This is a genomic window from Pseudomonas sp. H1_F01 (assembly GCF_054681425.1).
The window spans coordinates 3,626,205-3,650,419 of record NZ_CP162823.1; the positions used below are offsets into that span (position 1 = coordinate 3,626,205).

Here is a 24,215-nt window from a genome sequence, read left to right on the forward strand (position 1 = left end):
TCGGTCTCTGAAAGACCGCAGCGTCTTCATCGCGGGCAAGCCTTGCTCCCACAGAAAACAACCAGCCCGGGGTCTCAGCGCCTGATCGCCTTCAGGTCATTGAGCAAGCCCAGCAACGTCTGCAATTTTTCCTCCCCCAACTTGTCCTGCAGACGCTGGTAATTCTCTTCCATGCTCTGGCTCATCGAATCGAAACTCGCCTGCCCTTGCGGCGCCAGGCGCACCAGCACTCGTCGCTGATCCTGTTCGGCCTTGCGCCGCACCACCATGCCCGCCGCTTCCATGCGCACCAACACGCCGGTCATGCTGGGCTTGAGGATGCAGGCCAGTTCGGCCAGGCGATTGATCTCCAGCTCATCGTGCTGGCTGAGAATACGGATGACTCGCCATTGCTGCTCGGTCAAGCCATGTTGATTGAGGGAAGGCCGGAAAAACCCCATGGCCGATTCACGGGCCTGGAGCAGGGTCAGGGTCAAGGATTGGCGCAACTTGGGCATGAGTATGTTCGCGAGAAATATTTAGTTAATGAGTTAACTAAATCTTAACAGCTTCCAACCCATGCCGGACTATCCGTTCACAGAATCTGTAGCTGGGCCACACACATAACCCTGTGGGAGCGAGCTTGCTCGCGATAGGGCCCATCCAGTCGACATCAATATCGGCGGGTCCACCGCCATCGCGAGCAAGCTCGCTCCCACAGGGCACTCAAGCGCCCTTGATCACTCCCTTGAGCACCTGCTTGAAGTGCTCGACCTGTTCCTCGCTGAACTGGTCGAACACCTTGTCCTGCTGCTCCTTGGCAATCGTCCAGAGCCCTTCGGTCTCATCGATACCCTTGGCAGTCAGGCGTACCCGCTCGCCTTCATCGCTCACCAGGCCCTTGCGCTTGAGGTTGGCCACGGCTTCTTCGATCTCGCGCGCCGGCATCGCCACTTCCCGCTGCAGGTCGCACAGGTTCAGCCCGGCGTCGTTCTCCAGCACCATCAACATCCGCGCCTCACTGGTGCGCAAGCCGGTGGACAACTGACGCGGCTGATAGCTGGCCTGATAGGCCCGCAGTGCCTGGGTCATCAGGTAATACAGGTTGTGGCTCAAGCGCCCCTGGAAGTGACTGCTCGGGGACTGACCCTCTTCCCGTTTGGTCATGCGAGTGTGGGGCAGCACCATCGAGTAGGCGCCCTGGTGATAGAGCAATGGAGAGCGGCCGAAATCATCAAACGCCACGACCTTGCCGATCATGATCCAGTGATCGCCGCCATCGACCTGCTGGAATTTTTCACAGTGAAAACGCGCCGAGCAATCGACAAACACCGGGGCGCCGCCTTCGCCGGCCTCGAATTCGATTTCAGCGAAGCGGTCCTCCTTGGGTCGTGCGAAGTTGTTCGACAGGTCGATCTGGTCGGCGGCCAGCACATTCACCGCAAAGTGGCTGGCGGCTTCGAACACGCCATGGCTGCTCGAACGCTTGTCGATGCTCCACAGGATCAATGGCGGGTCCAGGGACACCGAGTTGAAACTGTTGGCCGTCACACCGACCTTGCGGCCATCTTCAGTGGCAGCGGTGACCACGGTCACGCCGGTGGCGAAGTTACCCAGGGCCCGGCGGAACGCACGGGTATCGAAAGCGGTATCACAAAGACTGGACATGCAAGACTCCCGGCCGCCTCGAGCGGCGGCCTCGATTATTGTTCTAGGTTTCAGCGAACAGGCGGTCAAACCATGGAAGGATCAGGCTCAAGGCCCATCAGCTCACGACCGAGAATCTGCGCGCAGACGTCATAGTCGGTATAGGCATGGGCGCCGGTCAGGTGGGCGTCGCGGAACAGCCGTTGCAACTCATTGCTTTCGAACCAGGCGCCACCGCCGGCCGCCTCCATCAAGCGATCGACGGCCTGGATGCACATCTTGGTGGCGTAGCCCTGGTTGGTCCGCCAGAACGCCAGGGTTTCCCGGCTGGGGTATTCGTGGCGCTCGCCGTATTCGGCGTGTTCCTGCCAGGTTTTCTCCAGAAAGGCACGGGCCGCGGCCACCTGATGGGTCGACTCGGCCAGGCGCATCAACGCCGGGGTAGCGGCACCGACTGCCGCACCGGTGTAGGCCCGCACGCGGTTGCGGGTTTTCTCGCGAAAGACCTCCAGCATGCGTTCAGCCACGCCCAGGCTGACCGTGGAGAAACCACTGGCGAAGTAGGGTCGGTATGGCGAGTAGAAAATCTTGCTGTCGGGGTACAGGCCGAATCCGCCGGAGCTGCCCTCCATCATGTCCTTGGCTTTCTGGATCCGGTGTTCCGGCACGAAAGCGTTGCCAATGATCAACGTCTTGCTGCCACTGCCGCGCATGCCCACCGCGAACCAGTCATCGCGAATCTCATAGTCGCTGCGTGGCAGCACCGCAAAGCAATAGTCCTGGGCGCCTTCGGCGTTTTTACGGCGAAACCCCACGATCGCCCATTCGGCATGATCGCAGCCGCTGCTCCAGCCCATTTCACCGCTGAACATCACACCGCCCTCGACTTCCTCGGTGCGGCCAAACGGCGCGATGCTGCTGCTGGCGGTGGCATCGGGATCATCGCCCCAGATTTCCTGCTGGGCCTTGGCCGGGAACATTGCCAACTGATGGCTGTGGGTGCACAACAGGCTCATGGCCCAGGCCGTGCTGGCACAGGCACCGGCCAGCAGCGCGATGCAATCGGCGAACTGCGGCAGGGAAATCTCCATGCCACCGTACGGTTTCGGTTGGAAGGCCCGGTGCATGCCGATGCTTTTGAGCAAGGCTATATTCTCGGCAGGCACGCTACGGTCTTTCTCCGCCTGGAAGGCATTGGCGGCAATGACCGGCAGGATCGGCTTGAGGTCTTCGAGCAGCGGGTTTGGCTTTTTCATGGACAGGCTCTTTTATTATTGGCATCTGCCAATCCCGCCTTTGCCCGGCAACCTGAGGTTGCACAGACAGCGGGATCAGTGATTAAGGCCGGTCCAGTATGGGCAATCACAGGCAGGTGAAAAATGCACCTTCCAGATCCAAGATTGTACTTTTCATGGGCAGGTTTCGGCTCCATGGCGCGCTCGGTCAAATACCCCGGCACGGATGATCAAGACAGGCGCCCCCATCCGGGCTCTTAATAGGGCCATCCCCTGCAATGCCTTGCGTAGGCGTTGCAACGGAGTTTCCTTTCACTTTGTCAGGCTGCGTCATGATCAATATCGAAACGCCCACCTATTACACGGCCACCAAGAAATACAACCTCAGCTTCCCCACGCTGGAACAGGACGTGGAAGCCGATGTTGTGGTCATTGGCGGCGGTTTCTCCGGCATCAATACCGCGCTGGAGCTCGCCGAAAAAGGCATCACCAACATCGTGGTGCTCGAGGCGCGTTACCTGGGGTTCGGCGGCACTGGGCGCAATGGCGGGCAGATCATGGCCGGCATCGGTCATGACCTGGAGAAGATCAAGAAGGACGTGGGTGAAGACGGCCTGCGCCAGATCTTCGAGATCAGCGACCTGGGCGCCGACATCATCAAGGACCGTATCGCCAAGTACGCAATCGATGCCGACTTCTGCCACGGCTACGGCTACATGGGCTTCAACGCGCGCCAGGAGAAAACCCTGCGGGCCTGGGAAAAAGACTTCAAGTCAGTCAACAGCAAACATGAGATCCGCTTTCTCGGCGGCTCCGACGTGCAGCAGATCATCGGTTCCAAGGCCTACGGCAGCGCCTTGCTGCACATGGGCGGCGGGCATGTGCACTCACTGAACCTGTTACTGGGTGAGGCCAAGGCCCTGGTCAGCCACGGCGTGCGGATTTTCGAGAACAGCCCGGCCCTGGAAGTCAGCTATGGCGAACGCATCACCGTGCGTACCGGACGCGGTTCGGTCAGAGCCAGCAAGCTGCTCTGGGCCTGTGACAGTTTCCTCAACAAGCTGGAGCCGGAACTGCACCGCTCGACCATCAACACCTACGCCTTCCAGATGATGACCGAGCCGTTGTCGGACGAACTGATCCAGCGCATCAGCCCGATTCGCGGTGCCTACAGTGACATTCGCCCGGTGATCGACTACTACCGCGTCACCAACGAAAACCGCCTGCTGTTCGGCGCCGCGACGCCGTTGGTGGAGCACATCCCCCAGGATCTGAAGGCCTGGAACCGGCGCCTGATGCTGAAGATCTTCCCGTACCTCAAGGACGTGAAGATCGACCTGGCCTGGGGTGGCCCGATGGCGTGCAGTCCGAACCTGTTCCCGCAGATCGGCACCCTGCCCGGCCGCAGCAATGCGTTTTTCGTCCAGGGTTACTCAGGCTTTGGCGTCACGCCGAGCCACATCATCTGCAAGGTGCTAGCCGAAGGCATGAGCGAAGGCTCGGCGCGCTACGACCTGGTCAGCTCGATCCATCGCCCGACCATCATCGGCAAAGACGCCATTCGCCCATTGCTGCTGACCGCCGGCAAGTCCTGGCATCAGCTGTCGGGCTACTGGAATGGCCGTCGCTGACGATCACGATGCCAATCAGTTAAGCAAAACCCTGTGGGAGCGAGGTTTAACTGACTGGCACTGGACACACCCCACCTTTGTTTTTTTCACTCATCAGGAGTCACTGCCATGCCCCTTATCACCCTCGAAAAAGACATCCAGCTGTCCGACCTGGACGCCTGGGGGACCGTCGCCGATCTTGGTTCGCAGATTCTCGAAGGCGAAGTCAAAGCCTTCGGCAAGATGACCTTCGGCGCCCCCACCGACCCCATCAGCAGCGCCTACTTCGGTACCACCCAAGGCAAGTTCCGGATGGTCTACCCCTTCGCCGAACAAGCCACCGTGGTCACCGGTGAAGTAGTGCTCACCGACGAGGCCACCGGCCAGAGCACCCGCTACAAGGCCGGCGACGGCTGGTTCGTGACCAAGGGCACGCCAGTGCTGTGGGAAGTGGTCAGCGAGAGTTTCGTCAAACACTACTTCGCGGTAGCCTGATCGGACTTGGCTGCCGGCCCCACCGGCAGCCCTCTCGGCGAAGGTGCGACCATGAACGTCATCCCCACCCAGGACATCGCCGGCCAGTGCCTGCACGCCTTTACCCAGCTGGTTCCCGTCAGTCGGGCGGCGTTCTACTGCGTTGATCGGCAACTGCAGGTCCATGACTTCAGCCTGCATAAGATGAGCGGCGAGATGCACCGCGACTACCTGGACAACTATCGTCAGTTCGACCCGCTGCACCCGCGACACTGCATGTCCAGCGAGTTGGCCGTGGTGCCGTTGGGCTTGGCGATGGCCCGCCAACCGCGACGTGACAACCATCGTTATCACGACTTCCTGCAGCGCTACGGCGTGGTCGACGTGGTGGAAGTCTTCGCCCATCGGGACGGTCAGCCCCAAGCCGCGATTTCGTTGCTGCGCACTGCCGAGCAAGGTGTCTTCACCAGCCAGCAGTTGAGTCAACTCAGCGCGTTGCAGGCCTTGCTGCAACTGGCCGTGGCCCATTTACCAGCCCATGGGGACCCACTGGGCGACTTGACGCCCAAGGAGCGCCAGATTGCCTGGCTACTGCGCCAAGGCGTCAGCAACAAGCAATTGGCCCGGGAGCTGGAAGTGGGCTTGCCGACCATCAAGACTCACCTGATCCACCTGTTTCGCAAGGTTGGCGTGAGCAGCCGTACCGAGTTGGTCAGCGCACTGTTCCTCTGATCAACCATTTGGTTGATAGGCCGCCGTTGACTGGCACCGCATGATCCGAGTGGCTAATTCAACCACCGGAGCCTTGCAATGAGCACATCTTCAGACTGGATCACCGTCGGCGCCCTGGCCGATGGCTTTGCCCCCGAAGCCTTCATCCTGCCAAACCTGGCCGACCTGGACGGCAAGACCTTCACCCTGAATTTCGCCAATGGCTGGCAGATCGAGCATCGCTTCGAGCAGGACACCCTGACCTGGAACGCCGCCGATGGTCACTCCAGCGGCACGGCGACCTACCGGGCCACATCCGTACGCCCGGGCCTGTACCTGGTGGACTTCATCAAGCGCGAAGGCGAACTGACGTCGTCGATAAGCCTGGTGCTCGATACCGCCAGCGCGTCCTTCACCGCCGTGATCGGCCGCATGCCAAGCCAGCAAGAAACCGGCGAAGGCCTCTACAGCCGGGCGCTGGCCGGCAAGCCACTGACCTCGGTACAAGCCCAGTTCATGCACGGCAGCCTCGATCGTCCCTGGCAGCCTGGCCTGTGCCCGCATGCACCGACCACCGAACTGGTGGGGCTGCGCAACCTGTATCGCTACAGCCCGAGCGAAGTCTACGAACACATTTACCTCAACGACCAGTTCTACTCGTGGCAGTGCCTCAAGGGCGTTGAACAAGGCCTGTGCGACACCGACCGCTGCGACACCTACAAGATCGCCGATCAGCTGTACCTGTTCGTCTGGCGAGAAAAGATCATCCCGACCCTCGGGCTGGTGCTGATCGACCTGCAGCAGCATCGCAGCGACGGCAAGATCTTCGGCTACGCCGGGGCTTCGTTCGATGAGTTCTCCAATTTCCCGGTCAGTTCGTACTGCCAGGTGCTCAACCAGACGGAGTATCCCGATGCCTGAATTACGCACCGTCGTGATCACAGGTGCCGGCACCGGTATTGGCGCAGCCTGCGCCCGCCTGTATGCCGCCGAAGGCGCCAACCTGGTGCTGATCGGTCGACGCCGCGAGCCCCTGGAAGCACTCGCCGAGGACATCGGCGGCCTGGTGCTGGTGGGCGACGCGGCCTGTCCGAACACCTGGGACGGCTTCGTCGAGCAGATTCGCACGCGCTATGGCCGACTCGACGTGCTGCTGGCCTGTGCCGGCGGCTTGGGCATGGGCAGCGCCACCGAGACCCCGCCATCGGCCTGGGAAGCGGCCCTGCGCAGCAATCTCGACAGCGCCTTCTACAGCGCCCGGGCGTGCCTGCCCATGCTGCAGGAAAGTGCCGGCAACATTGTGCTGATCGCCTCCATTGCTTCCTTGGCGGCAGGCCCGCACGTGTGCGGCTACACCACCGCCAAACATGCGCTGCTGGGCCTCAACCGCTCCCTGGCAAGGGATTACGGGCCTCACGGCGTACGGGTCAACGCGATCTGCCCTGGCTGGGTCCGCACGCCCATGGCCGATGAAGAAATGCAGGCATTGATGCAGTTCCACGGCGAAACGTTGCAGCAGGCGTATGACCGGGTCTGCGCCGACGTGCCGTTGCGCAGGGCTGCCAGCGCCGAGGAAATCGCTAACGTCTGCCGTTTCCTGGCCTCGCCCGAGGCGTCGATCATCACCGGAGCGACGCTGGTGGCCGATGGCGGCTCCAGCATTGTCGACGTACCGACACTGGCCTTCAGCCGGATGGAGGCCAGCGATGCCTGAGGATCTGGATTTCAGCGGCCAGACCGTGCTGGTCACGGGCGGCGCCCAGGGCATTGGCCGGGCCATCGTTGAAGCGTTTGCCCTGCGCGGGGCCCACGTGGTCATCGCCGACCTGGGCCTGGCGCGCGCCGAGGCGGTGGCCAAAGAATTGACCGCCGGAGGCTGTCAGGTGCAAGCGGTGGGGGTTGACCTGGCCGACGCAACGGCGGTCTTCGGGATCATGGTCGAGCTGGAACAGCGCTTGGGAAGGCTGGATATCCTGGTGCACAACGCCGGCTATTTTCCGCTGACACCGTTCGCCGAGATCACCCCGGCGATACTTGAACGAACGCTGGCGGTGAACCTGTCGGCGCTGTTCTGGCTGACCCAGGCGGCGTTGCCGATGTTCCGGCGCCAGGGCCATGGCTGCGTGCTGGTGACCTCCTCGGTCACCGGCCCGCGGGTGGCGTATCCGGGGCTCAGCCACTACGCGGCCTCCAAGGCCGGGGTCAATGGTTTCATTCGCAACGCCGCGCTGGAACTGGCGGCCGAAAATATCCGCGTCAATGGCGTCGAGCCGGGCATGATTGCAACACCGGCCATGGCGAATCTTGGCGACGAGGAGGTCAACCAGGACATCGCCCGCCGGGTACCGCTGGGTCGATTGGGCCAACCGAGCGACATCGCTGGCGCCATGCTGTTCCTGGCGTCGAGCCTGGCCAGTTATGTGACCGGGCAGACCTTGGTGGTCGATGGGGGTTCGACTTTGCCGGAGGTTTGAACCTGTGTGGGGGTGAGTCAGCTTGCGGTGAGGGTGGATGTACCACCGTCATCGCGAGCAAGCTCGCTCCCACAGTTTTTCCGAGTCGTTCAAGGCATCCGCGACCACCACAGATCCCCTGTGGGAGCGAGCTTGCTCGCGATAGCGGTCGTCCCGCCAGAGACGACCTTGTTCAAGCCACCCCCTGCCCCACCTGCAAACGGCTGGAACGAAACTCCTTGGGCGACAGCTCGAACTGCTTCTTGAACGAACGGCTGAAATGCGCCGAATCGGTAAAGCCCCATTTGTAGGCAATCGAGGTGATGGACTCGTCCCGCAGGAACGGATTGGTCAGGTCATCAGCGCTGCGCTTGAGCCGGGCCCGCTGGATGTAGCGGCAAACGCTGTCATCCTGCTCTTCGAACAACCGATACAGATGCCGCACCGAAATATTCAGCCGATTGGCCAGGCCCACCGGGCTAAGGCCAGGCTGGGTCAGTGATTCGTCGATGACTTTCTGCACGTAGCTGCGCAAGTGACTACCCTGCAACGCCACCCCTTCGTCACGGCCATCGCTACCCTGTTCCAGTGCCGAGCCCAACAGCGAAACGAAGGCACTCTGCAAGGCTTCACCCTCTCCCGTCGCGCCCTCGCCGTCCGGTGTGTCCCTGCATAGCTGGTCCATCAACACATGCAGCATCCGCCCACACGCCTTGCTGGACGACACCTTGCCGAAGGTCTTGGTTTCCCCGCCCAGTTGCCGCGACACATCCTGACGAGACAAGGACAGCACCGCGTGCTCGATCAGGCCGAACGGGGTGATTTCAAGCGCCCCAACGGAATCCATCAACAACAATTCACCGGGCGCCAACTGGATGCTCCGACCGTTCTGGGTAATGCGGCAGTAGCCACTGCGCTGGCTGACCAGAAGGCAATCCTGGTCATCATCGTGATCGGCGTTGGGCGAGTGACGTTTGATGTTACCGGCGTTGGTGCGCAGGTTCGCGAGGGCAAGGCCACCACGATGGAAGTTCGACACTTCACCGATAAACAGCGAACGATTGAAGGCCAGCTCGGTATCGAAATGACCGCAAGTCGCCCGCAGATCCCGGTTCCAGGTGTCCAGACCGTCCTGCCCAACCTGTTGCATGCTCATGGCATTCTCCGCAGTGGCTTATTGTTTTTGTACGGCAATAGTTAACATGTTATCTATATGCGCGCAACAAGTACCTTATCGCCAGAGCAGTAGCAGGAATGATGCCAGGGTGGAACAAAGGAATCAGAGCGTTGCCAACACCCGCTGCAGGCCGCTCAAGGTCGCCAGCAAGACGGTGCGCTGCTCCCGGATCAACGGGATATAGCGACGAAAGGCCGGCATGCGATTCACCACTTCGCTACCGCCCATGTGCTCCAGGCGCACGCACCACTGGCGTCCCTGCAGATCGATGCGCAGCCGTTTGAAATCCAGCGGCATGAGCGCCTGGTACAGCACAGGATCCTGCTCAACGGCCGCCTGCAACCGGGCCGCCAGGTCACTGTGCCCGTCCCGCTGCCGGCAACGAATGCCGCTACGCCGAACGGCCCCTCCGTGGTGCAGTTCCAGGCGCGCCGTGCCCTCTCGGGAGGCAGGCACGCGCAGGACGAACTCGGTCATCACCATGTGCATCAACAGCTGCGACTCGGTGCGTTCGACAATCTCCAACTGCAAGCTGCCGTCTTCGGTGGCTGCCGTCGCCGTAGCCGGGCCCGCCATCTCGAATCGCGCCAACGCCAGGTTGCGCCGCAGGTGTTCCAGGGTCACCCCAGGCCGATAACCGGCCGGGGCGCGCTGGGCGCTGAACAATTCAGACAGTTTTTGCAGCAGGGTCGATAAACTCGCCCGCAGGTTGCCCTGGCTCATGGGAGAACTCCTTGGCCAACACGTCTTCTACCGACGCTGGCTTGAATGGATTGACCTTCTGTACCACCAGGGTCCAGAACAAGGCATACGCCGCGGTGCAACCGAGCATCACCGCGAAGGGCACGTAGATGTCTGCCGGATTCATGCCGGGCGGTGTGATGAACCACATGCCCAGCACAATGCCGACACTGGACAGGATCTGGGGCAACGGGAACCACGGCGAGCGATAGGCCCGCGGCAGATCGGGGCGACGAATCCGCAGGCTGACCACCGACACGGTCACCAGCAGGTAGGCAAAACTCCAGGCGCACACCGCCGCCAGCACCAGGTGCATGATGTTGTCGGTATTGCCGCCCAGCCACAACGCATGCAGGCACGGAATCAGCATCGCCACCAGGATGCACAGCAACGGCGTCTTGAAGCGCGGATGCAGATAGGTGAAGACTTTCGGCAACGCACCGTCCACCGCCATGCCGTAGAGAATCCGCGGCACGCCGGCCATCAGGGTGTTGATGGTCGCCGCACCGGCAAACAGAAAGCCGATGCCCAGCCACATCGGGCCGATATCACCCATGACCTGTTCGGCGAAGCGTGGAATCGCCATGGGGGTGTCCAGCAGATGCACCCCGCTGGCGGCATCGAGCAGCACGTTTTCCACCTGGCGCTTCATCGCGGCACCGTAGATGAACATGCAGGTGGCGACGCTGAACAAGCCCAGCATCATGGCCCGGGGCATGGTCCGGGCGGACTGGCGCAGGTCCGGTGCCAGCGGCGTGACGAATTCGCAGCCGACAAACATGAACATGGCCATGCCCACCAGCGACAGCACCGTGACCATATCGGTGCCCACCACGGACGCGCCAAACCAGCCCTCCAGCTCCACCGCCGGTGCGGCGATCAGGCCCAGCACGCCGAACACCATCAGGGTGGTCCACATGCCAAACGTCAGGATGATTTCGGCCCGGCCAAAGGCACTGACACCGAACGCATTGAGTACACCAAACACCACTACGAACCCCACGCCCAGCAACCAGGAGCCGCCTGCCGATTCGGCCAGGGTGTTGAGGTGTTCGAAGTTCACCAGGGCCATGACCCCGGCCAGGATTGTCTCGGCGGTGCCGGCGAACACATGGACAATCAGATAGGCCGACAACGTCCCGGTAATGGCGAAGAAACGGCCCATGCCACAGTTGATGTAGTCATAGACCGAGCCGGTGGTCGGGAGAATTGACGCCGCCTCGGCAAACGTCGTCGCCTGGGCCAGCATCATTACCACGGCGATCAGCATCGCCACGGCAAAGGCGCTGCCGCCAATGCCAAAGCCCATGGTCGCGGTGAGAATCACCGGGCTTGCCATGATCAGGCCAATGGTGCTGGCCAACGCGGTGGGAAAGCCCACCGAACCCCGGTTCAAGTGCTCGGTGAGCCTGTCATTGATCGACATGGTGCAAGGTCCTCGAAAGCGTATTTTTAGTATGGATGCCACAGCCGTCCAGGAACCGGCGATCATGCCTTCCCCAACCAATCCCTGATCGAAACGGCGTTGCGTGCAGCATTACTCTGCGCCGCCCCGCCCCAGGCGTCTTGCCCATGTCTGCCGCCGGTTTTGTTGCTGCCTGCCAACACCGCCGCGCTGGCGGCCTGAGTCAACTCCATGGCAGGCAGGTGAAAGACTTCCCCGGGTACCACTCCCCTTAATGCGCGCTCTACTGTCCTATAACACTGGGGAATCCACCATGGAGCACACACGCCGTACACCTTTGCTGCGCAACGCCATCGGCCTGGGCATTGCCCTGCTGGTTGCCGATTCATCGGCCCAGGCCTATGAGCTTTACACCGACGAAGACACCACCGTCACCGGCAACTTCCTGGCGGTCTACGGGCTGTTCAACAGCCGCAAGAACTACGACGGCACCGCCGGCGGTTCGAGCTGGCGCGAAGGTTTCATCAAGTATGGCCTGAGTATCGACCAGACACTCGGCGGCCTGGGCAGTGTCTACGGGACGGCCAACCTGGTCAGCTCCGGCACTTGGGGCGATGGCGACGCAGCCGGCTTGAGCGACGGCTCCGAACGCACCACCAAGTTCGATGAAGCCTTTGCCGGCTGGCGTTCGGGGGATCTGTTCCCGGCATTGGGCAAGGACGGTGTCGACCTGTCCTACGGCCGCCAGGTGATCACCCTGGGCGACGGTTTCATCATCAACGACGATGGCCTGAACCTGGGCAAAGGCGTGGCCGATGGCGAGCTCAACCGTGGCGGCGCCTATTACCTGGCGGCCCGGCATGCCTTCGACAAAACCGCTGTAGTTCGCCTGGGCGGCAAGGAAGGCGTGCATGGCAGCCTGATGTGGATCAAGTCCGACAACCGCGCCCAGGCCAACACCGAGATGGCCGCCAGCACCCTGGAATACACCGCCGCGCCTGGCACCCTGGGGCTGACCTACATCCACGGCATCAATGTCGATGACCGCTACGCCAGCGACTTCCAGAAACAGCGCGAAGGCATGGATATCTACAGCCTGCGCGGCGCCGGGAATGCTGGCATCGAGAATGCCCACTTCTCCTTCGAGTATGCCTGGCAGGACAAGGACGCAGGCCCGGAGAAAGCCTGGTACACCGAAGCCGGCTACACCTTCACCGACCTGCCCTGGACGCCGGACCTGACCTATCGCTACAGCCGCTATTCCAAAGACTGGGACTCGATGTTCAACGGGCAGAACCGCGGCTATGGCACCTGGTTCCAGGGTGAAGTGGCGGGCAACTATGCCGGCCCGTTCAACAGCAATACCGCCATCCAGCACGTAGGCCTCAAGCTCAAGCCGGCAGAGACCGTGACCATTGGTGCACTGTTCTTCGACTACCAGACCCTGCATACCCGTGAAGCGCTGAACCTCGATGCGCAGGAGCTGGACCTGTACGTGGAATGGGCGGTGAATGAACACCTGATCGTCACGCCGCTGGTGGGCCTGTACAAGCCCGAGAAGGATGCGGACAGCGGCGGCAATCAGGTCGGCGGCAACGGCACCAACGTCTACAGCCAGTTGGTGGTGGCGGTTCCGTTCTAGACGACCGACCATAGGAGCTGCCGAAGGCTCGGGCCGCGTTCGGACGATCTTTCGCTTGGGACTCAAGTGTCCGGGGAAAGATCGCAGCCTCGTTGCACTCGACAGCTCCTACGCAGCTCTACGGGATTGCGATTGCCTTGCTTATTTGTGCTGATGCAACATGGTCTGGATCTGATGAGTCGCCTGCCGGGTGCTCTGTGCCAGCTTGCGCACTTCATCGGCCACCACCGAGAAACCGCGCCCGACATCTCCGGCCCTGGCCGCCTCAATCGCGGCGTTCAAGGCGAGCAGATTGGTCTGGTCGGCAATGCCCTTGATCACCCCCACCACCGTGGCAATCTGGGCGTAGGTCATCTGGTTCTGTTCGAGCATGCGCTGATGGGTGGACTGGGCCGAGCGCTCATCGCTGATATCCCGCACCGCACCAATGACCCGCACCAGTTGCCCATGCGAGTCACGTACCGCCCGACCGCGTTCGCGGCACCAGATGTAATCCCGGGTCTTGTGGCGCATCCGGTATTCGAAGACGTATTCACCGCTGCCCTGGGAGCCAAGGATTTCCCGGTCGAAAATGGCCATGATCTTGGGTAAGTCGTCCGGGTGGGTGATGCCGACCTGGGCATCCCAGCCGTCGGGCAAATCATCCGGCCCATACCCCAGCAGCGAACGGAACTGACTGGAAAAGCGCATGCCACTGGCCGGGTGCTGGAGGTCACCGTTGACGACCGTGATATCCCAGCAGCCCTCTGTCAGGGTCGACTGCAGCAACTCCCAGATCTGTGCATCCTGGCGTTGTTGCTGCAGCTGCTGGCTCAGTTCATCCAAGCGAATTTCAAGCACCTGCTCGCGCTCAAGGGTTTGCTCCAATTGCTGGCGAACCCTGTGCAACTCACGCTCGCTGTGCTGCCATTGCAGGGTTTGCGCCTGTACTTGTGCATCGACCTGATGCAGATGTGCAGTCGCGCTCGCCATCTGTCGTGCATGCTGATCAAGGACGGTGCGCAGTTGCGGATACGCGTCGAGCTGCGGCGTGTCCTCCGTTTCGCCGGTCAGCACGCGTTGCACTTGTGCAGTCAACGCCAGTTTCTGTTTGTTGGTCTGGAGAAACATCGCCCGCCCCTATGCCATCAAGTCGAAACCCGGATCTGATCGCAAACCGGCCAGGCTGGCTTGTCCCTGCCTGCACGGGGCCTTGCTCCTGGCTGCCAACCACCCAGGCTGGCAGCCACAGACATACGGCGCGGCAGGCACAGTCAAGCTGGACGGTCCTGCCGGGATTACCCTCGGGGCTTTCCCTATTCGTGATCAGGAAACCCTCATGAGCGATATTGCCCTGCTGCCTCAGGTCCAAGCCTTCCTCGGTAGACATCACGCCCTGTTCATCGACGGTGGCTACGTCGAAAGCCAGAGCAACCAGACACTGGACGTCGTCAACCCCGCCACCGGCCAAGTCATCGCCCAGGTCAGCGACGCCACTCCCGGCGACATTGATGCGGCGGTGGAGTCGTCCCGCCGCGGCTTCAAGCAGTGGTCCCAAACGGCACCCGCAGTCCGCGGCCATGTGCTGCTCAAGTTGGCAGACCTGCTGGAACGCAACCGCGAAGAGCTGGCGCAGATCGAGACCTGCCAGTCGGGGAAGATCATCCACATCTCCCGGGCCTTCGAAGTCGACCAGGCCGCCCATTTCCTGCGTTACTACGCTGGCTGGGCGACCAAGATCAACGGCGAGACGATCACCCCATCACTGCCCTCCTTCGCTGGCGAACGCTACACCGCATTCACCTTGCGCGAACCGGTCGGAGTAGTGGTCGGTATCGTGCCGTGGAATTTTTCCACCATGATCGCCATCTGGAAACTGGCCTCAGCCCTGGTGACCGGTTGCAGCATCATCATCAAGCCCAGCGAGTTCACCCCGCTGACCATCCTGCGCATCGCTGAACTGGCCATCGAGGCCGGCCTTCCAGCCGGTGCCCTGAATGTGTTGACCGGCGGCGGACAGGTGGGCAAAGGGCTGATCGAACATCCGGGCACTAACAAGGTCTCGTTCACAGGTTCCGTGCCCACCGGCCTGGCGGTGGGCCAAGCGGCCATGGGCGCCGGGTTGACCCGTGCAACCTTGGAACTGGGCGGGAAGAATGCGGCGGGGTTCCTGCGTGATATCGATCCCGAGGTAGCGGTCAACGGCATCATCGAGGCGGGCTTTCTGCATTCGGGACAGATCTGCGCTGCAGCGGAACGGTTCTTTGTCCATCGCTCGCAGATCGAGTCGATCATGGACAAACTGGCCCAGCGCCTGAGCAAACTCAGCATCGGCTCGCCTCTGGACGAACGCACCGAGTTCGGCCCCGTGACCAACCGCCAGCACCAGCACAAACTCGCAGAATTCTTCGCCAAGGCCCGCGCACAGAACAACACCATCGTCCACGGCGGCAAGCTGATCGATGGACCGGGTTGCTATGTGGAGCCGACCATCATCCTCGCCAATCGCCGCGACGACAGCCTGCTCAACGAAGAAACCTTCGGCCCGATCGCCACGTTCTTTCCTTACGACAGTGAAGAGGAACTGCTGGAGCTGATGAACGACACCCCCTACGGCCTGAGCGCCAGCCTCTGGACCAACGACCTGGGCAAAGCCCTGCGCATGGTCCCCGCCATCGAAGCAGGTACGGTCTGGGTGAACATGCACACCCTGCTCGACCCGGCGGTGCCTTTTGGCGGCAGCAAATCTTCAGGGATAGGCCGTGAATTCGGCAGTGCATTCATTGATGACTACACCGAGCTGAAATCGGTGATGATCCGCTACTGACCTTCAAGGGCTCAGGGACAACCCCAGAGCCCTATCCAGCAAAAAATCCCCTTGTGGGAGCGAGCTTGCTCGCGATAACGGACTATCAGCCAACCATGATGCTGGAGCTGGCACCGCCATCGCGAGCAAGCTCGCTCCCACGGTTTCACCGCCGGCAGGCGTTGACCGGTGGGACTCGGCCGCGCCAGGGTTGGGCGCGTTCAAGTTGAGCGGCCAAGGCCAGCAAGGTGCTTTCCTCGCCAAAGCGACCGGCAAAATGCGCCCCCATCGGCAGGCCATTGGCGCTCCAGGACAACGGCACCGACATCGCCGGCTGACCGCTGGCATTGAACAACGCAGTGAACGGCGCATAGCTGTGGTAGCGCTCAAGCAGTTGATCCAGGCTCATGCACACATCCTGCAGATCCAGTTCGCCAATCGGCACCGGTTCACGGGTCAGGACCGGGGTCAGGATCACGTCGTAATCCTGCATGAACACCGCCAACTGCCGGCCGAGGGCATGAATCCATTCCACCGCCGCGACATATTGGGCGCCGCTGACGTTGCCCTTGTCCCGCAAGATGATCCGGGTACGCACCTCCAGTTCTTCGGCCTGCACGGCGGACCCACGCATCTGGCCCAGCAAATCGACATAGCGACGGGTGCTTGCACCAATAATACTGAACACGTGGTCGAGAAACTCCAGCAACCCCACCGGCAGGCTCACCGGTTCGACACGGTGCCCCAAGGACTCGCACAGCCGCGCGGCCTCGCCCACCGCCTGAAGGCTCTGGGGTGACGTAGGCCAGGGCTCGAGTTGCTCGACCAGGGCAATGCGCAGCGGCTTGGGATCAGCCTGCACCGCCATCACATACGGCAACGCCTGGATCGGCGCGGCGTACGGCGCGCCCAGGTCCATTCCGGCGGTGGCATCCAGCAGCGCCGCACTGTCGCGCACCGACAAGGTGATCGCATGAGGCGTACCCATCCCGGCCCAGCCCTCGCCCATTATCGGCCCCGACGGCATCAGGCCACGGCTGGGCTTGAACCCGAACACGCCACAGCAAGACGCCGGCACGCGCAATGAACCGCCACCGTCGTTGCCGTGGGCAAACGGCACGACGCGGGCCGCCACCAGTGCCGCCGCACCACCGCTGGAGCCACCGGCGCTGTGGTCGGTGCTCCAGGGGTTGCGGGTGGCGCCGAAGCGCACGGATTCGGTGGTGTACGAGGTGCCGAACTCCGGAGAAGTACTGGCGCCCATCACCTGGCACCCGGCACGCCGCAACCGCGCCACGACTTCCGATTCAAAATCCGCACGACAGTCGCCCAGCGCCCGCGAACCGTTAGTCATCGCCGCGCCATCGACCGGTGAAAACAGGTCTTTGATCAAGGTCGGCACGCCGGCCAGCAGGCCTTGTCCGGCTTGAGGCTTGCGCGCCGCCTCCCGGGCCGAATCGTACAAGCGCTCGGCCACCGCATTGAGCTGCGGCTCGACCCGCTCCAGGCGCTCGATGGCCGTCTCCAGCAGTTCGCCGGGCTGAACCTCGCCACGCCTGACCCACTCGGCCAGCGCCGTGGCGTCTTCAGTGTCCATCAAGTGGTGGATGTCTTGCATACCCATGTCTCAGGTTCCTTATGTCATGACGATTGATGTGATCGGAGAGTGCTTGCCTGCCCCTGGCCCCGTGCTCGCAGGCCGGCAACGACCCAGAGCAGCGCCAAGGCGAGACTGGCCAGGGCCAGCCACTGGATGGCGTGACGCAGGTCACCGGCGAAGACAACCACCGAGGCCACCACCAGCGGACTGACGAACTGGCCGATATACAGGCACGAGGTAAACCCGCCCAAACCGCGGCCACGGGTGCTTGCGGTCAAGGCATTCATCACTGGCGCCATCACATTGGGTACCAGTAGCCCGGCCCCCAGGCCCTGGATGAACACCGCCACCAGCACGGCGTTGTAGCTCTGCCCGCGCATCAGCAGCCACAGTCCCAGGCCCATCAGGCCGAGCAACAGCGCGTTGCAACCAGCGATGCCGAAGCGACGACGCAGCAACGGCCACATCAGCGAACCGCCCAAGGTCGCCAACAGGCTCAATCCCGCAGCCAGGCCGATCATCGTGCTGGAGGTGATACCCAGGCTGACCAATAGCATCGGCGCCTGGATCGGCATGATGAACGTCAGGACCATGCCGCCCAGGATCATCAGGTAGCCAACCAACAGCTGCAGCACGGCGACCTTGGCCGGTCCCGGCTCATCGATGCGCTGCTCGACCCTCTGTAGCGTCGCCACCGGCGGTTCCCAGAGCACTTTCATCATCGCTGGCACCAGCAGCAATGGCAGCAAATACAGGAGGAACGGCGTGCGCCACGAATGCTCGCCGAGCACCCCTCCCACCACGAAAAACAGTGCCCCCACCAGGCCGATGGTCACCACCTGCCGGTTGACGTAGCGCAACCGCTCCTCGCCCTGCCAATAGTCCGCGATCAAGGTTGCGCAGCAGGTCATCACCGCCGCCTCCGTGCAACCGAACAACAGCCGCGCACCGACAATCGACGGCAGGCTATCGAGCAGCGCCGGCAGCGCGCCGAGCAAGGCGTAGAGCACCGTGGCAATCACCAGCAAGGCCTTGCGCCCGACGCGGTCGGCCAACCAGCCAGCCAACGGTGCGCACACGGCAATCGCCAAGGCCGGGCCGGTAATCGCCAACGGCACCAATAGATCGGCGCGCGGTTCCATGGGCCCAAATTCGGCGCCCAACCTGGGCAGGATGGGCGTGACCATCACCGCCCCCATGATCGTCAGGCTGCTGCCCAGCATCAGCACCAGCCCTTCACGCCAACTGGCCTGGCGGGACGGGCTGGCCGCCGTTGAAACGGAACTTGATTGGTTCATGGCGAGCCCCTTTTAGAAACTTTGAGAAATACGCAGCGCCGCGGTGTAGCCCTCGGCGCGGTTCCGCGCATCGAGCTCCTTGTAGACGTGCAGCCACACCGGAGGTATGCCGGGCTTGAAGTAGCTCACTGCCGGTCCGACCGCCAACACCCGGGCGCGATTGCCCGCTTCCAGGCCCGGCGCATCGTCATCGGTGAATTGCCGGTAGTAATAGCCGCCCACACCCACGGTCCACGGGCCAACGTGTTGGCCCACGGCGAATTCGTGGCGGTACTCGACGCCATTCTTGTAGTCGGTGGCGTGGTTGCGGGTGTTGATGTCGGCTTCGAAACTGGAAGACACCTCGAAACCGCTGTCGGAGATGTAGGTAGCGTTGAGGATCGGCGAGAAGGTCCAGTGGTTGACGCCCGGCGAGATCAAGCGATTCTTGTCGTAGTCGCCTGTGGGGGTCTGGATCTGGAGCTGGGCGTTGACGAACAGGTTCGGCGACAGGGTCCATTGCAGGATCACCGGCAACACCTGGATATCAGCCAGGCGAAACGGATCGGCCGCAAGGTCCAGCGGGCCGACAGGCGTCTGCACCTGTACCGAGGCATCCATCTGGAAAAACGGCACGACGGCGCCGAAGCCATACTTGGCGCCCAGCACGGTGTAATCGGTCATGCGCATGTAGGCGACGGCGATGGACAACACATCCAGGGATAAATTGTTGTCCACGGACTTGCCGTGGCGATCTTTCTGCACGTTGGCCGAATAGAACGCGGTGCGCAGGCCGACGGTGCCAAAGGGCGTGGCCGGCGGCATCATGCCCGCACCGAAATCGTAGACCCCTACCGCCGTGGTCGGCGCGCCGTTTTCGGTGCCATGGGCAGCGCCACAAACAGCAATCAGCCCCAGGCTTAACCAGGTACCGCGCAAGACGTTGGTTTTATAATTTTTCTGATACATCGAATGCCCCTCCAACCAAGTGGTGTTGGGGTCATCCTAGGGAGCCGGCCGGTCAGCCGTTATCCGTTTTCAGCACAGATGCGTGCGACGCAGGGTTTGTGAAGGGGTCTCGCCGAACAGCACCCGATAGTCGCTGGAAAACCGGCTCAAATGCCAGAAGCCCCAGCGTGCCGCCACCTCCTGTACACCCCGGGCATGGCCGCCGCTGCGCAATTCACGACGCACGGCATTGAGGCGCAACGCCCGCAAATAGGCCACGGGGTTGATACCCAGCGTCTCCTGGAAGCAATACTGCAGTTTTCGTCGGCTGGCACCAATGTGGTTGCACAGGTCGAGGATCGACAGCGGCTCATCGACATGGGTCAAGGCGTACTCCCGGGCGCGGTCGACCATGCGCTTGCGTGCCGTGGGGGTGAGCGGCGGTGCCTCATCCGGTGCCACCAGTTCCAGTATGTGCAGCATCACCGTGTCACGCAGGCCACGGCGAATCGATTCGTAACCCAGCAATGAATCACGCCCCTGCCCGCCGCCTTCAAGTTCATCGAACAACGCCGCAAGCTCGGCGGGCAGCGTCGAGTTGCCGAGACGGTAACACTTGGGAAGATCAGTAATTCGAAAGCGACTGCCCTGTCGTTCCAGCACATGCTCCAACGCCTGCTCTTCGATGGCGACACTGAGCAGATCGAGATGCTGGGGCGTGCGCAGCTCGGGCAGGTTCTGGCCACGGGCGACCATCAGGCTGGGCTCGATGATCGGGTGCCCGGAGCAAAAGACCGGTCCATCGGCACTCAGTGGCACGCTGAAGGTGATGGCCCCCTCCCAGGCTATGCCTTGCTTGGCCAGTGCCTGATTAGAGCGGTCGCGCACCAGTTGCATCCAGTCCGAGCGGAACTCGACCAACTCGCCTTCGAAGCGTCCGGGGGTCAACTGGTCATAGCAAACCTGCCAGCCGCCCATGTTACGGGCGTGCTCATCGATGTCTGCGGTACGGAACCGATTGATCGGCAGCGTCGGCAACAGGTCCGACGAGATCGCTGGCTGCGCCATGTTGGAGTTGTTCATTGACCCGACCTTTGAGGATTCCAGGGCTTACAGGTCAAAGGTCAGGCAAGTTCCATTCCGCCACGTGGGCCGGTCGGGCAATTGTGCCGAAAACGGATAATCGACCAGGGTTCAGCTGCCTGCGCCGGCATGGGTCTCTTCAAAGAAATAGTCCTTCCAGTGGCGCGCCGAACATCCGTCAGGCGCTGATCGATCGTGTCGATCTGTTGGAAGGGTTGCGTGAGGCCGCCGTCAAGGCCTGGCGCACCGCATTGGTGTGCAGCGGAGCCTTCCTGGGCTCTATCTGCGAGTCGGCCTGCTCGGCCACGAACGTGCTGCAACGGTCGCGCAACCAGCGTTCTCCCGGGTCATTGTGCGAGGCGCCACGCCATACCATGGACAGTTCCTGCTCGGGCAAGCATATCGGCGCCGGCTCGGCCCGCAAACCTGTCCCTACCGCCATCGCCCGCGCCACGTAATCCGGCACGATGGCGATCATGTCGCTCTGGGCCAGCAACACGGGCAAGGCGCTGAACTGAGGCACTGTCAGCACCACCCGGCGTTGCCGGTTCATCAGGCATAAGGCGCGGTCCGAGTCATCGATGACATTACCCATGGATGAGACCACCGCATGGGGTCGGCGGCAGAATTCGTCCAAGGTCAATTCGCCGGGCTGCGCATCGGCCCGCAACAGCATCGGTCGAATCGAACGCAGGGCCTTGCGTCGGGCATTGGCCGGCAACTCCAAGGTGTGGCTGATCCCCAGTGAAATGTCCCCACAGGCCAGCAACTGGGACATCTGCCATTGATCGACCCGACGCACCACCAAGGTCGTGCCCGGTGCCTCGACTCGCAGGCGCCGCAACAGATCCGGCAACAATGCGTACTCGACGTCGTCAGAGAGCCCGATATGAAAGGTCGCCTCGCTGGTGCCCGGGTCGAATGCCTGACAGCGACTCAAGGCCGCGGCAATGCCGTCCAGCGCTGGAGACAGATTGGAAAATATCTCCTGCGCCCGGGAGGTCGGTTCCATCAACCGGCCTGCACGAATGAACAACGGGTCATCGAACATCAGCCGCAAGCGCGCCAGGGCACTGCTGATCGTTGGCTGACCGAGAAAAAGTTTTTCGCTCACGCGAGTGACATTTCGCTCGTGCATCATGGTTTCGAAGACAACCAGCAGATTGATGTCAGCACGACGCAGGTCATTTCTGTTCATCATGATAGCCGTCCCAGGCGCCAGGCCATTGAATCAGGAGAGGACAGGATCATCGCTTGAGCCCTCATCAAGGCGCAGCAGCGATGGGATGGTTGAAAGACTATTCCCGTGACAGGCCGATGTCTGTCGTACGTAGGGACACCCGACTCATGCCTTAGGCAGGCTCACTGATACTTCGGTATGCCGGACGATCCTGCAGAATCGTCTGCGGCCCTCGGTAAAAGTTCATACCCAGGTATACTTGGCGGGGTTATTGGACGGCGTATCTTACAGTGATAGCGGCGCCTTTACGGCAACCTGCTATCACCACCAGGTATCGAAATGTCCCACACTGCGATTATTTCAATTATTGATGATGATGAATCGGTTCGAGTTGCATTGGATGGTTTGTTACGTTCCCACGGCCATCACGTTAAAACTTATGCCAGTGCCATCGACTTTCTGGCGTCACCCGGATCTGAAAACACAGCCTGCCTGATATCGGATATCCAGATGCCGGGAATGACCGGCATTCAGATGTACGATGAACTGTCTGCCCGGGGCATTCATATCCCGGTCATTTTTATTACCGGCCACCCCAGCGCGCCGCCAAAAACAAGGGCGTACGCGGTGGAGCCGGTGGCGTTTTTTCCAAAGCCGTTCAACTGTGCCGAACTGATCGCTTGTCTTGAATCGGTCCTCAATCGGCCGACGTGATGCCTCAATGCCGATCTCCTGGCCTTAATACCTTCGTATAGATCCGTCATACCCAGACATATCACCACTGACCTTACGTAGAAGTGTCGAATATTGCGCTGACGCATACGATCTTCTACAGCGAACCAAAGTTGAACGTGCTTGATGTTCAATCATTGAGCCACACACTTTTGGGTACTTCGCGCCACGGTCACGCTGAACAGTTTAATTCATTCAACGTATCGATTTTGTCTTCGGGAGCAAATCATGAAACAGCAAATTCTGGTTATTGGTGCTGGTTTCGGCGGAGTATGGAGCGCACTGAGCGCGGCCCGCCTGCTGGACCAGCATGATCGAAATGACGTGCAGATTACTGTCCTGGCGCCCCAGGCGGAATTGCGCATCCGGCCTCGTTTCTATGAGCCGGACGTCCACACCATGATGGCTCCGCTGGACGGACTGTTCGATGCAGTGGGCGTGAAGTTCGTACAGGGCTCGGCGAGCAGTATCGATGTCGAGGGCAAACGGGTCGGCTACGTGGACGTGTTCGGTACCCAGGGCAGCCTGGGTTACGACCGATTGGTCCTGGCGGCGGGCAGCAAGCTGTTTCGCCCCGATCTCAAAGGCATGCTCGAACATGCCTTCGACGTCGATGAGATCGAACAGGCAACGCGCCTCGAAGCCCACATCAAGTCCCTCAAAAACCTGCCGGACAGTCCAGCCCGCAACACCGTGGTGGTGGCCGGCGGCGGCTTCACCGGCATCGAAACCGCCACCGAAATGCCGACCCGCCTGCGGGCCGTCCTGGGTGAGGACGCGAACATCCGGGTCATCGTGGTGGATCGCGCGCCGCAGATCGGCGCGTCGTTGGGCGACGGCATTCGCCCCTCCGTGATCGAAGCGTCCGATCACCTGGGCATCGAGTGGATCCTCAATGCTTCGGTCGATTCGGTGGATGCCGGCGGTGTCACCCTGTCGAACGGCCAGCGTATCGAGTCCAATACCGTGATCTGGACCGTGGGTTTCCGCGCCCACCCGCTGACCCAGCAAGTGCCAGGCACCCGCGATCACCAAGGCCGCCTGCACGTCGACGGCCATCTGAAAGTGTTGGGACAAAACGACATATTCGCCACCGGTGACGTGGCCTATGCCGCCACCGACACACTGGGCAATTACGCGGCGATGTCTTGCCAGCACGCCATATCCCTGGGGCGCTACGCCGGCAACAACGTCGCGGCCGACCTGCTGGGTGTGGCGCCGATGCCCTACAGCCAACCCAAGTACGTGACCTGCCTGGACCTGGGCGCCTGGGGTGCGGTGTATACCGAAGGTTGGGATCGCCAACTCAAGCTGGTCGGGCAGGAAGCCAAGGATCTCAAGGCCCAGATCAACAGTGTGTGGATCTACCCGCCCGCCGCCGACCGCGCGGCGGCCCTGGCGGCGGCTGACCCGTTGATTCCGGTGGCCTGACCCTTGCGCCCTACCCCGGCCAGTCTCTCCTTTCTGCGCCGGTCTTTCCCAGACGCCTGCCAATGATTCTTCGGCGGGCGTTTTTTTGGGCTGGCTTCTCCCCAA

Annotated in this window: 21 protein-coding genes and 2 pseudogenes; 10 read left to right on the top strand and 13 right to left on the bottom strand. The window is 61.8% G+C overall.

The genetic code is table 11. From position 1 onward, the window contains the following. Positions 1–74: 74 nt before the first annotated feature. From hpaR to AB4O09_RS16590, 3 genes are all read right to left on the bottom strand, one after another. A complete protein-coding gene (gene hpaR / locus AB4O09_RS16580; RefSeq protein WP_003201605.1) occupies positions 75–497 on the bottom strand; it encodes a homoprotocatechuate degradation operon regulator HpaR in 423 nt (140 codons plus the stop codon). A gap of 208 nt (positions 498–705) precedes the next feature. Continuing rightward, positions 706–1,647 carry a p-hydroxyphenylacetate 3-hydroxylase reductase component gene (locus AB4O09_RS16585; protein WP_003201603.1) on the bottom strand — a complete coding sequence of 314 codons (942 nt, stop codon included), beginning with the start codon at positions 1,645–1,647 and terminating at the stop codon, positions 706–708. A 65-nt stretch (positions 1,648–1,712) separates the two neighbouring features. Next, positions 1,713–2,882 (bottom strand): p-hydroxyphenylacetate 3-hydroxylase oxygenase component, encoded by a 1,170-nt coding sequence (locus AB4O09_RS16590; RefSeq protein WP_100264331.1) that lies wholly within the window; start codon positions 2,880–2,882, stop codon positions 1,713–1,715. A gap of 311 nt (positions 2,883–3,193) precedes the next feature. Here AB4O09_RS16590 and AB4O09_RS16595 point away from each other — a divergent pair, with 311 nt between their 5' ends. From AB4O09_RS16595 to AB4O09_RS16620, 6 genes are all read left to right on the top strand, one after another. After that, positions 3,194–4,492, top strand: a complete 1,299-nt coding sequence (locus AB4O09_RS16595; protein WP_003201598.1) for an NAD(P)/FAD-dependent oxidoreductase — start codon at positions 3,194–3,196, stop codon at positions 4,490–4,492. 108 nt (positions 4,493–4,600) lie between these two features. Beyond that, positions 4,601–4,966, top strand: a complete 366-nt coding sequence (locus AB4O09_RS16600; protein WP_003201596.1) for a cupin domain-containing protein — start codon at positions 4,601–4,603, stop codon at positions 4,964–4,966. 51 nt (positions 4,967–5,017) lie between these two features. Then, complete coding sequence (locus AB4O09_RS16605; protein WP_003201594.1) at positions 5,018–5,677, top strand: helix-turn-helix transcriptional regulator; 660 nt, start codon at positions 5,018–5,020, stop codon at positions 5,675–5,677. Between the two features lie 78 nt (positions 5,678–5,755). Beyond that, positions 5,756–6,577, top strand: coding sequence for a molybdenum cofactor biosynthesis F family protein (locus AB4O09_RS16610; protein ID WP_003201593.1), 822 nt, complete (start codon positions 5,756–5,758; stop codon positions 6,575–6,577). Continuing rightward, complete coding sequence (locus AB4O09_RS16615; protein ID WP_060613850.1) at positions 6,570–7,370, top strand: SDR family NAD(P)-dependent oxidoreductase; 801 nt, start codon at positions 6,570–6,572, stop codon at positions 7,368–7,370. The genes AB4O09_RS16610 and AB4O09_RS16615 overlap by 8 nt, the downstream gene beginning before the upstream one ends. Further along, positions 7,363–8,130, top strand: coding sequence for an SDR family oxidoreductase (locus AB4O09_RS16620; protein WP_038859353.1), 768 nt, complete (start codon positions 7,363–7,365; stop codon positions 8,128–8,130). The genes AB4O09_RS16615 and AB4O09_RS16620 overlap by 8 nt, the downstream gene beginning before the upstream one ends. Before the next feature lie 172 nt (positions 8,131–8,302). Here AB4O09_RS16620 and feaR read toward each other — a convergent pair whose 3' ends face one another. The 3 genes from feaR to AB4O09_RS16635 all read right to left on the bottom strand — a co-directional run bounded on the left by feaR (position 8,303) and on the right by AB4O09_RS16635 (position 11,453). Beyond that, a complete protein-coding gene (gene feaR, locus AB4O09_RS16625) occupies positions 8,303–9,265 on the bottom strand; it encodes a transcriptional regulator FeaR (RefSeq protein WP_003201588.1) in 963 nt (320 codons plus the stop codon). A 123-nt stretch (positions 9,266–9,388) separates the two neighbouring features. Further along, positions 9,389–10,009: a DUF3156 family protein gene (locus AB4O09_RS16630; protein WP_049798026.1), complete on the bottom strand. Its 621-nt coding sequence runs from the start codon at positions 10,007–10,009 to the stop codon at positions 9,389–9,391. Continuing rightward, positions 9,954–11,453 (bottom strand): APC family permease, encoded by a 1,500-nt coding sequence (locus AB4O09_RS16635; RefSeq protein ID WP_003201584.1) that lies wholly within the window; start codon positions 11,451–11,453, stop codon positions 9,954–9,956. The genes AB4O09_RS16630 and AB4O09_RS16635 overlap by 56 nt, the downstream gene beginning before the upstream one ends. A gap of 292 nt (positions 11,454–11,745) precedes the next feature. On the opposite strand from AB4O09_RS16635, the gene AB4O09_RS16640 reads away from it, so the two are divergent. Then, entirely contained in the window at positions 11,746–13,074 is a 1,329-nt protein-coding gene (locus tag AB4O09_RS16640) for an alginate export family protein (RefSeq protein ID WP_013693292.1), read from the top strand. A gap of 150 nt (positions 13,075–13,224) precedes the next feature. On the opposite strand, the pseudogene AB4O09_RS16645 reads toward AB4O09_RS16640, so the two are convergent. Together AB4O09_RS16645 and AB4O09_RS16650 are read right to left on the bottom strand one after the other, a co-directional pair. Next, positions 13,225–13,494, bottom strand: a pseudogene (locus AB4O09_RS16645) (methyl-accepting chemotaxis protein); the annotation flags it as partial. Continuing rightward, positions 13,474–14,184, bottom strand: a pseudogene (locus AB4O09_RS16650) (PAS domain-containing protein); the annotation flags it as partial. The pseudogenes AB4O09_RS16650 and AB4O09_RS16645, both read right to left, overlap by 21 nt. 208 nt (positions 14,185–14,392) lie before the next feature. Between AB4O09_RS16650 and AB4O09_RS16655 the strand changes: the two are divergent. Further along, positions 14,393–15,880, top strand: a complete 1,488-nt coding sequence (locus tag AB4O09_RS16655; protein ID WP_305444540.1) for an aldehyde dehydrogenase family protein — start codon at positions 14,393–14,395, stop codon at positions 15,878–15,880. A 145-nt stretch (positions 15,881–16,025) separates the two neighbouring features. Here AB4O09_RS16655 and AB4O09_RS16660 read toward each other — a convergent pair whose 3' ends face one another. From AB4O09_RS16660 to AB4O09_RS16680, 5 genes are all read right to left on the bottom strand, one after another. Then, complete coding sequence (locus AB4O09_RS16660) at positions 16,026–17,483, bottom strand: amidase (RefSeq protein WP_013693289.1); 1,458 nt, start codon at positions 17,481–17,483, stop codon at positions 16,026–16,028. A gap of 17 nt (positions 17,484–17,500) precedes the next feature. Further along, positions 17,501–18,757: an MFS transporter gene (locus AB4O09_RS16665; RefSeq protein WP_028237008.1), complete on the bottom strand. Its 1,257-nt coding sequence runs from the start codon at positions 18,755–18,757 to the stop codon at positions 17,501–17,503. A gap of 12 nt (positions 18,758–18,769) precedes the next feature. Next, the gene (locus tag AB4O09_RS16670) at positions 18,770–19,705 is read right to left on the bottom strand and encodes a SphA family protein (RefSeq protein WP_027911712.1); all 936 of its coding nucleotides are present in this window, start codon (positions 19,703–19,705) and stop codon (positions 18,770–18,772) included. A gap of 69 nt (positions 19,706–19,774) precedes the next feature. Continuing rightward, the gene (locus AB4O09_RS16675; RefSeq protein ID WP_460107222.1) at positions 19,775–20,767 is read right to left on the bottom strand and encodes a helix-turn-helix domain-containing protein; all 993 of its coding nucleotides are present in this window, start codon (positions 20,765–20,767) and stop codon (positions 19,775–19,777) included. Between the two features lie 178 nt (positions 20,768–20,945). Next, a complete protein-coding gene (locus AB4O09_RS16680) occupies positions 20,946–21,968 on the bottom strand; it encodes a LysR family transcriptional regulator (protein ID WP_013693285.1) in 1,023 nt (340 codons plus the stop codon). A 318-nt stretch (positions 21,969–22,286) separates the two neighbouring features. On the opposite strand from AB4O09_RS16680, the gene AB4O09_RS16685 reads away from it, so the two are divergent. Beyond that, positions 22,287–22,661 carry a response regulator transcription factor gene (locus AB4O09_RS16685; RefSeq protein ID WP_003201566.1) on the top strand — a complete coding sequence of 125 codons (375 nt, stop codon included), beginning with the start codon at positions 22,287–22,289 and terminating at the stop codon, positions 22,659–22,661. Positions 22,662–22,907: 246 nt separating this feature from the next. Then, on the top strand, positions 22,908–24,110 hold the full coding sequence (locus AB4O09_RS16690; RefSeq protein ID WP_013693284.1) for an NAD(P)/FAD-dependent oxidoreductase: 1,203 nt from the start codon (positions 22,908–22,910) through the stop codon (positions 24,108–24,110). Positions 24,111–24,215 lie beyond the last annotated feature (105 nt).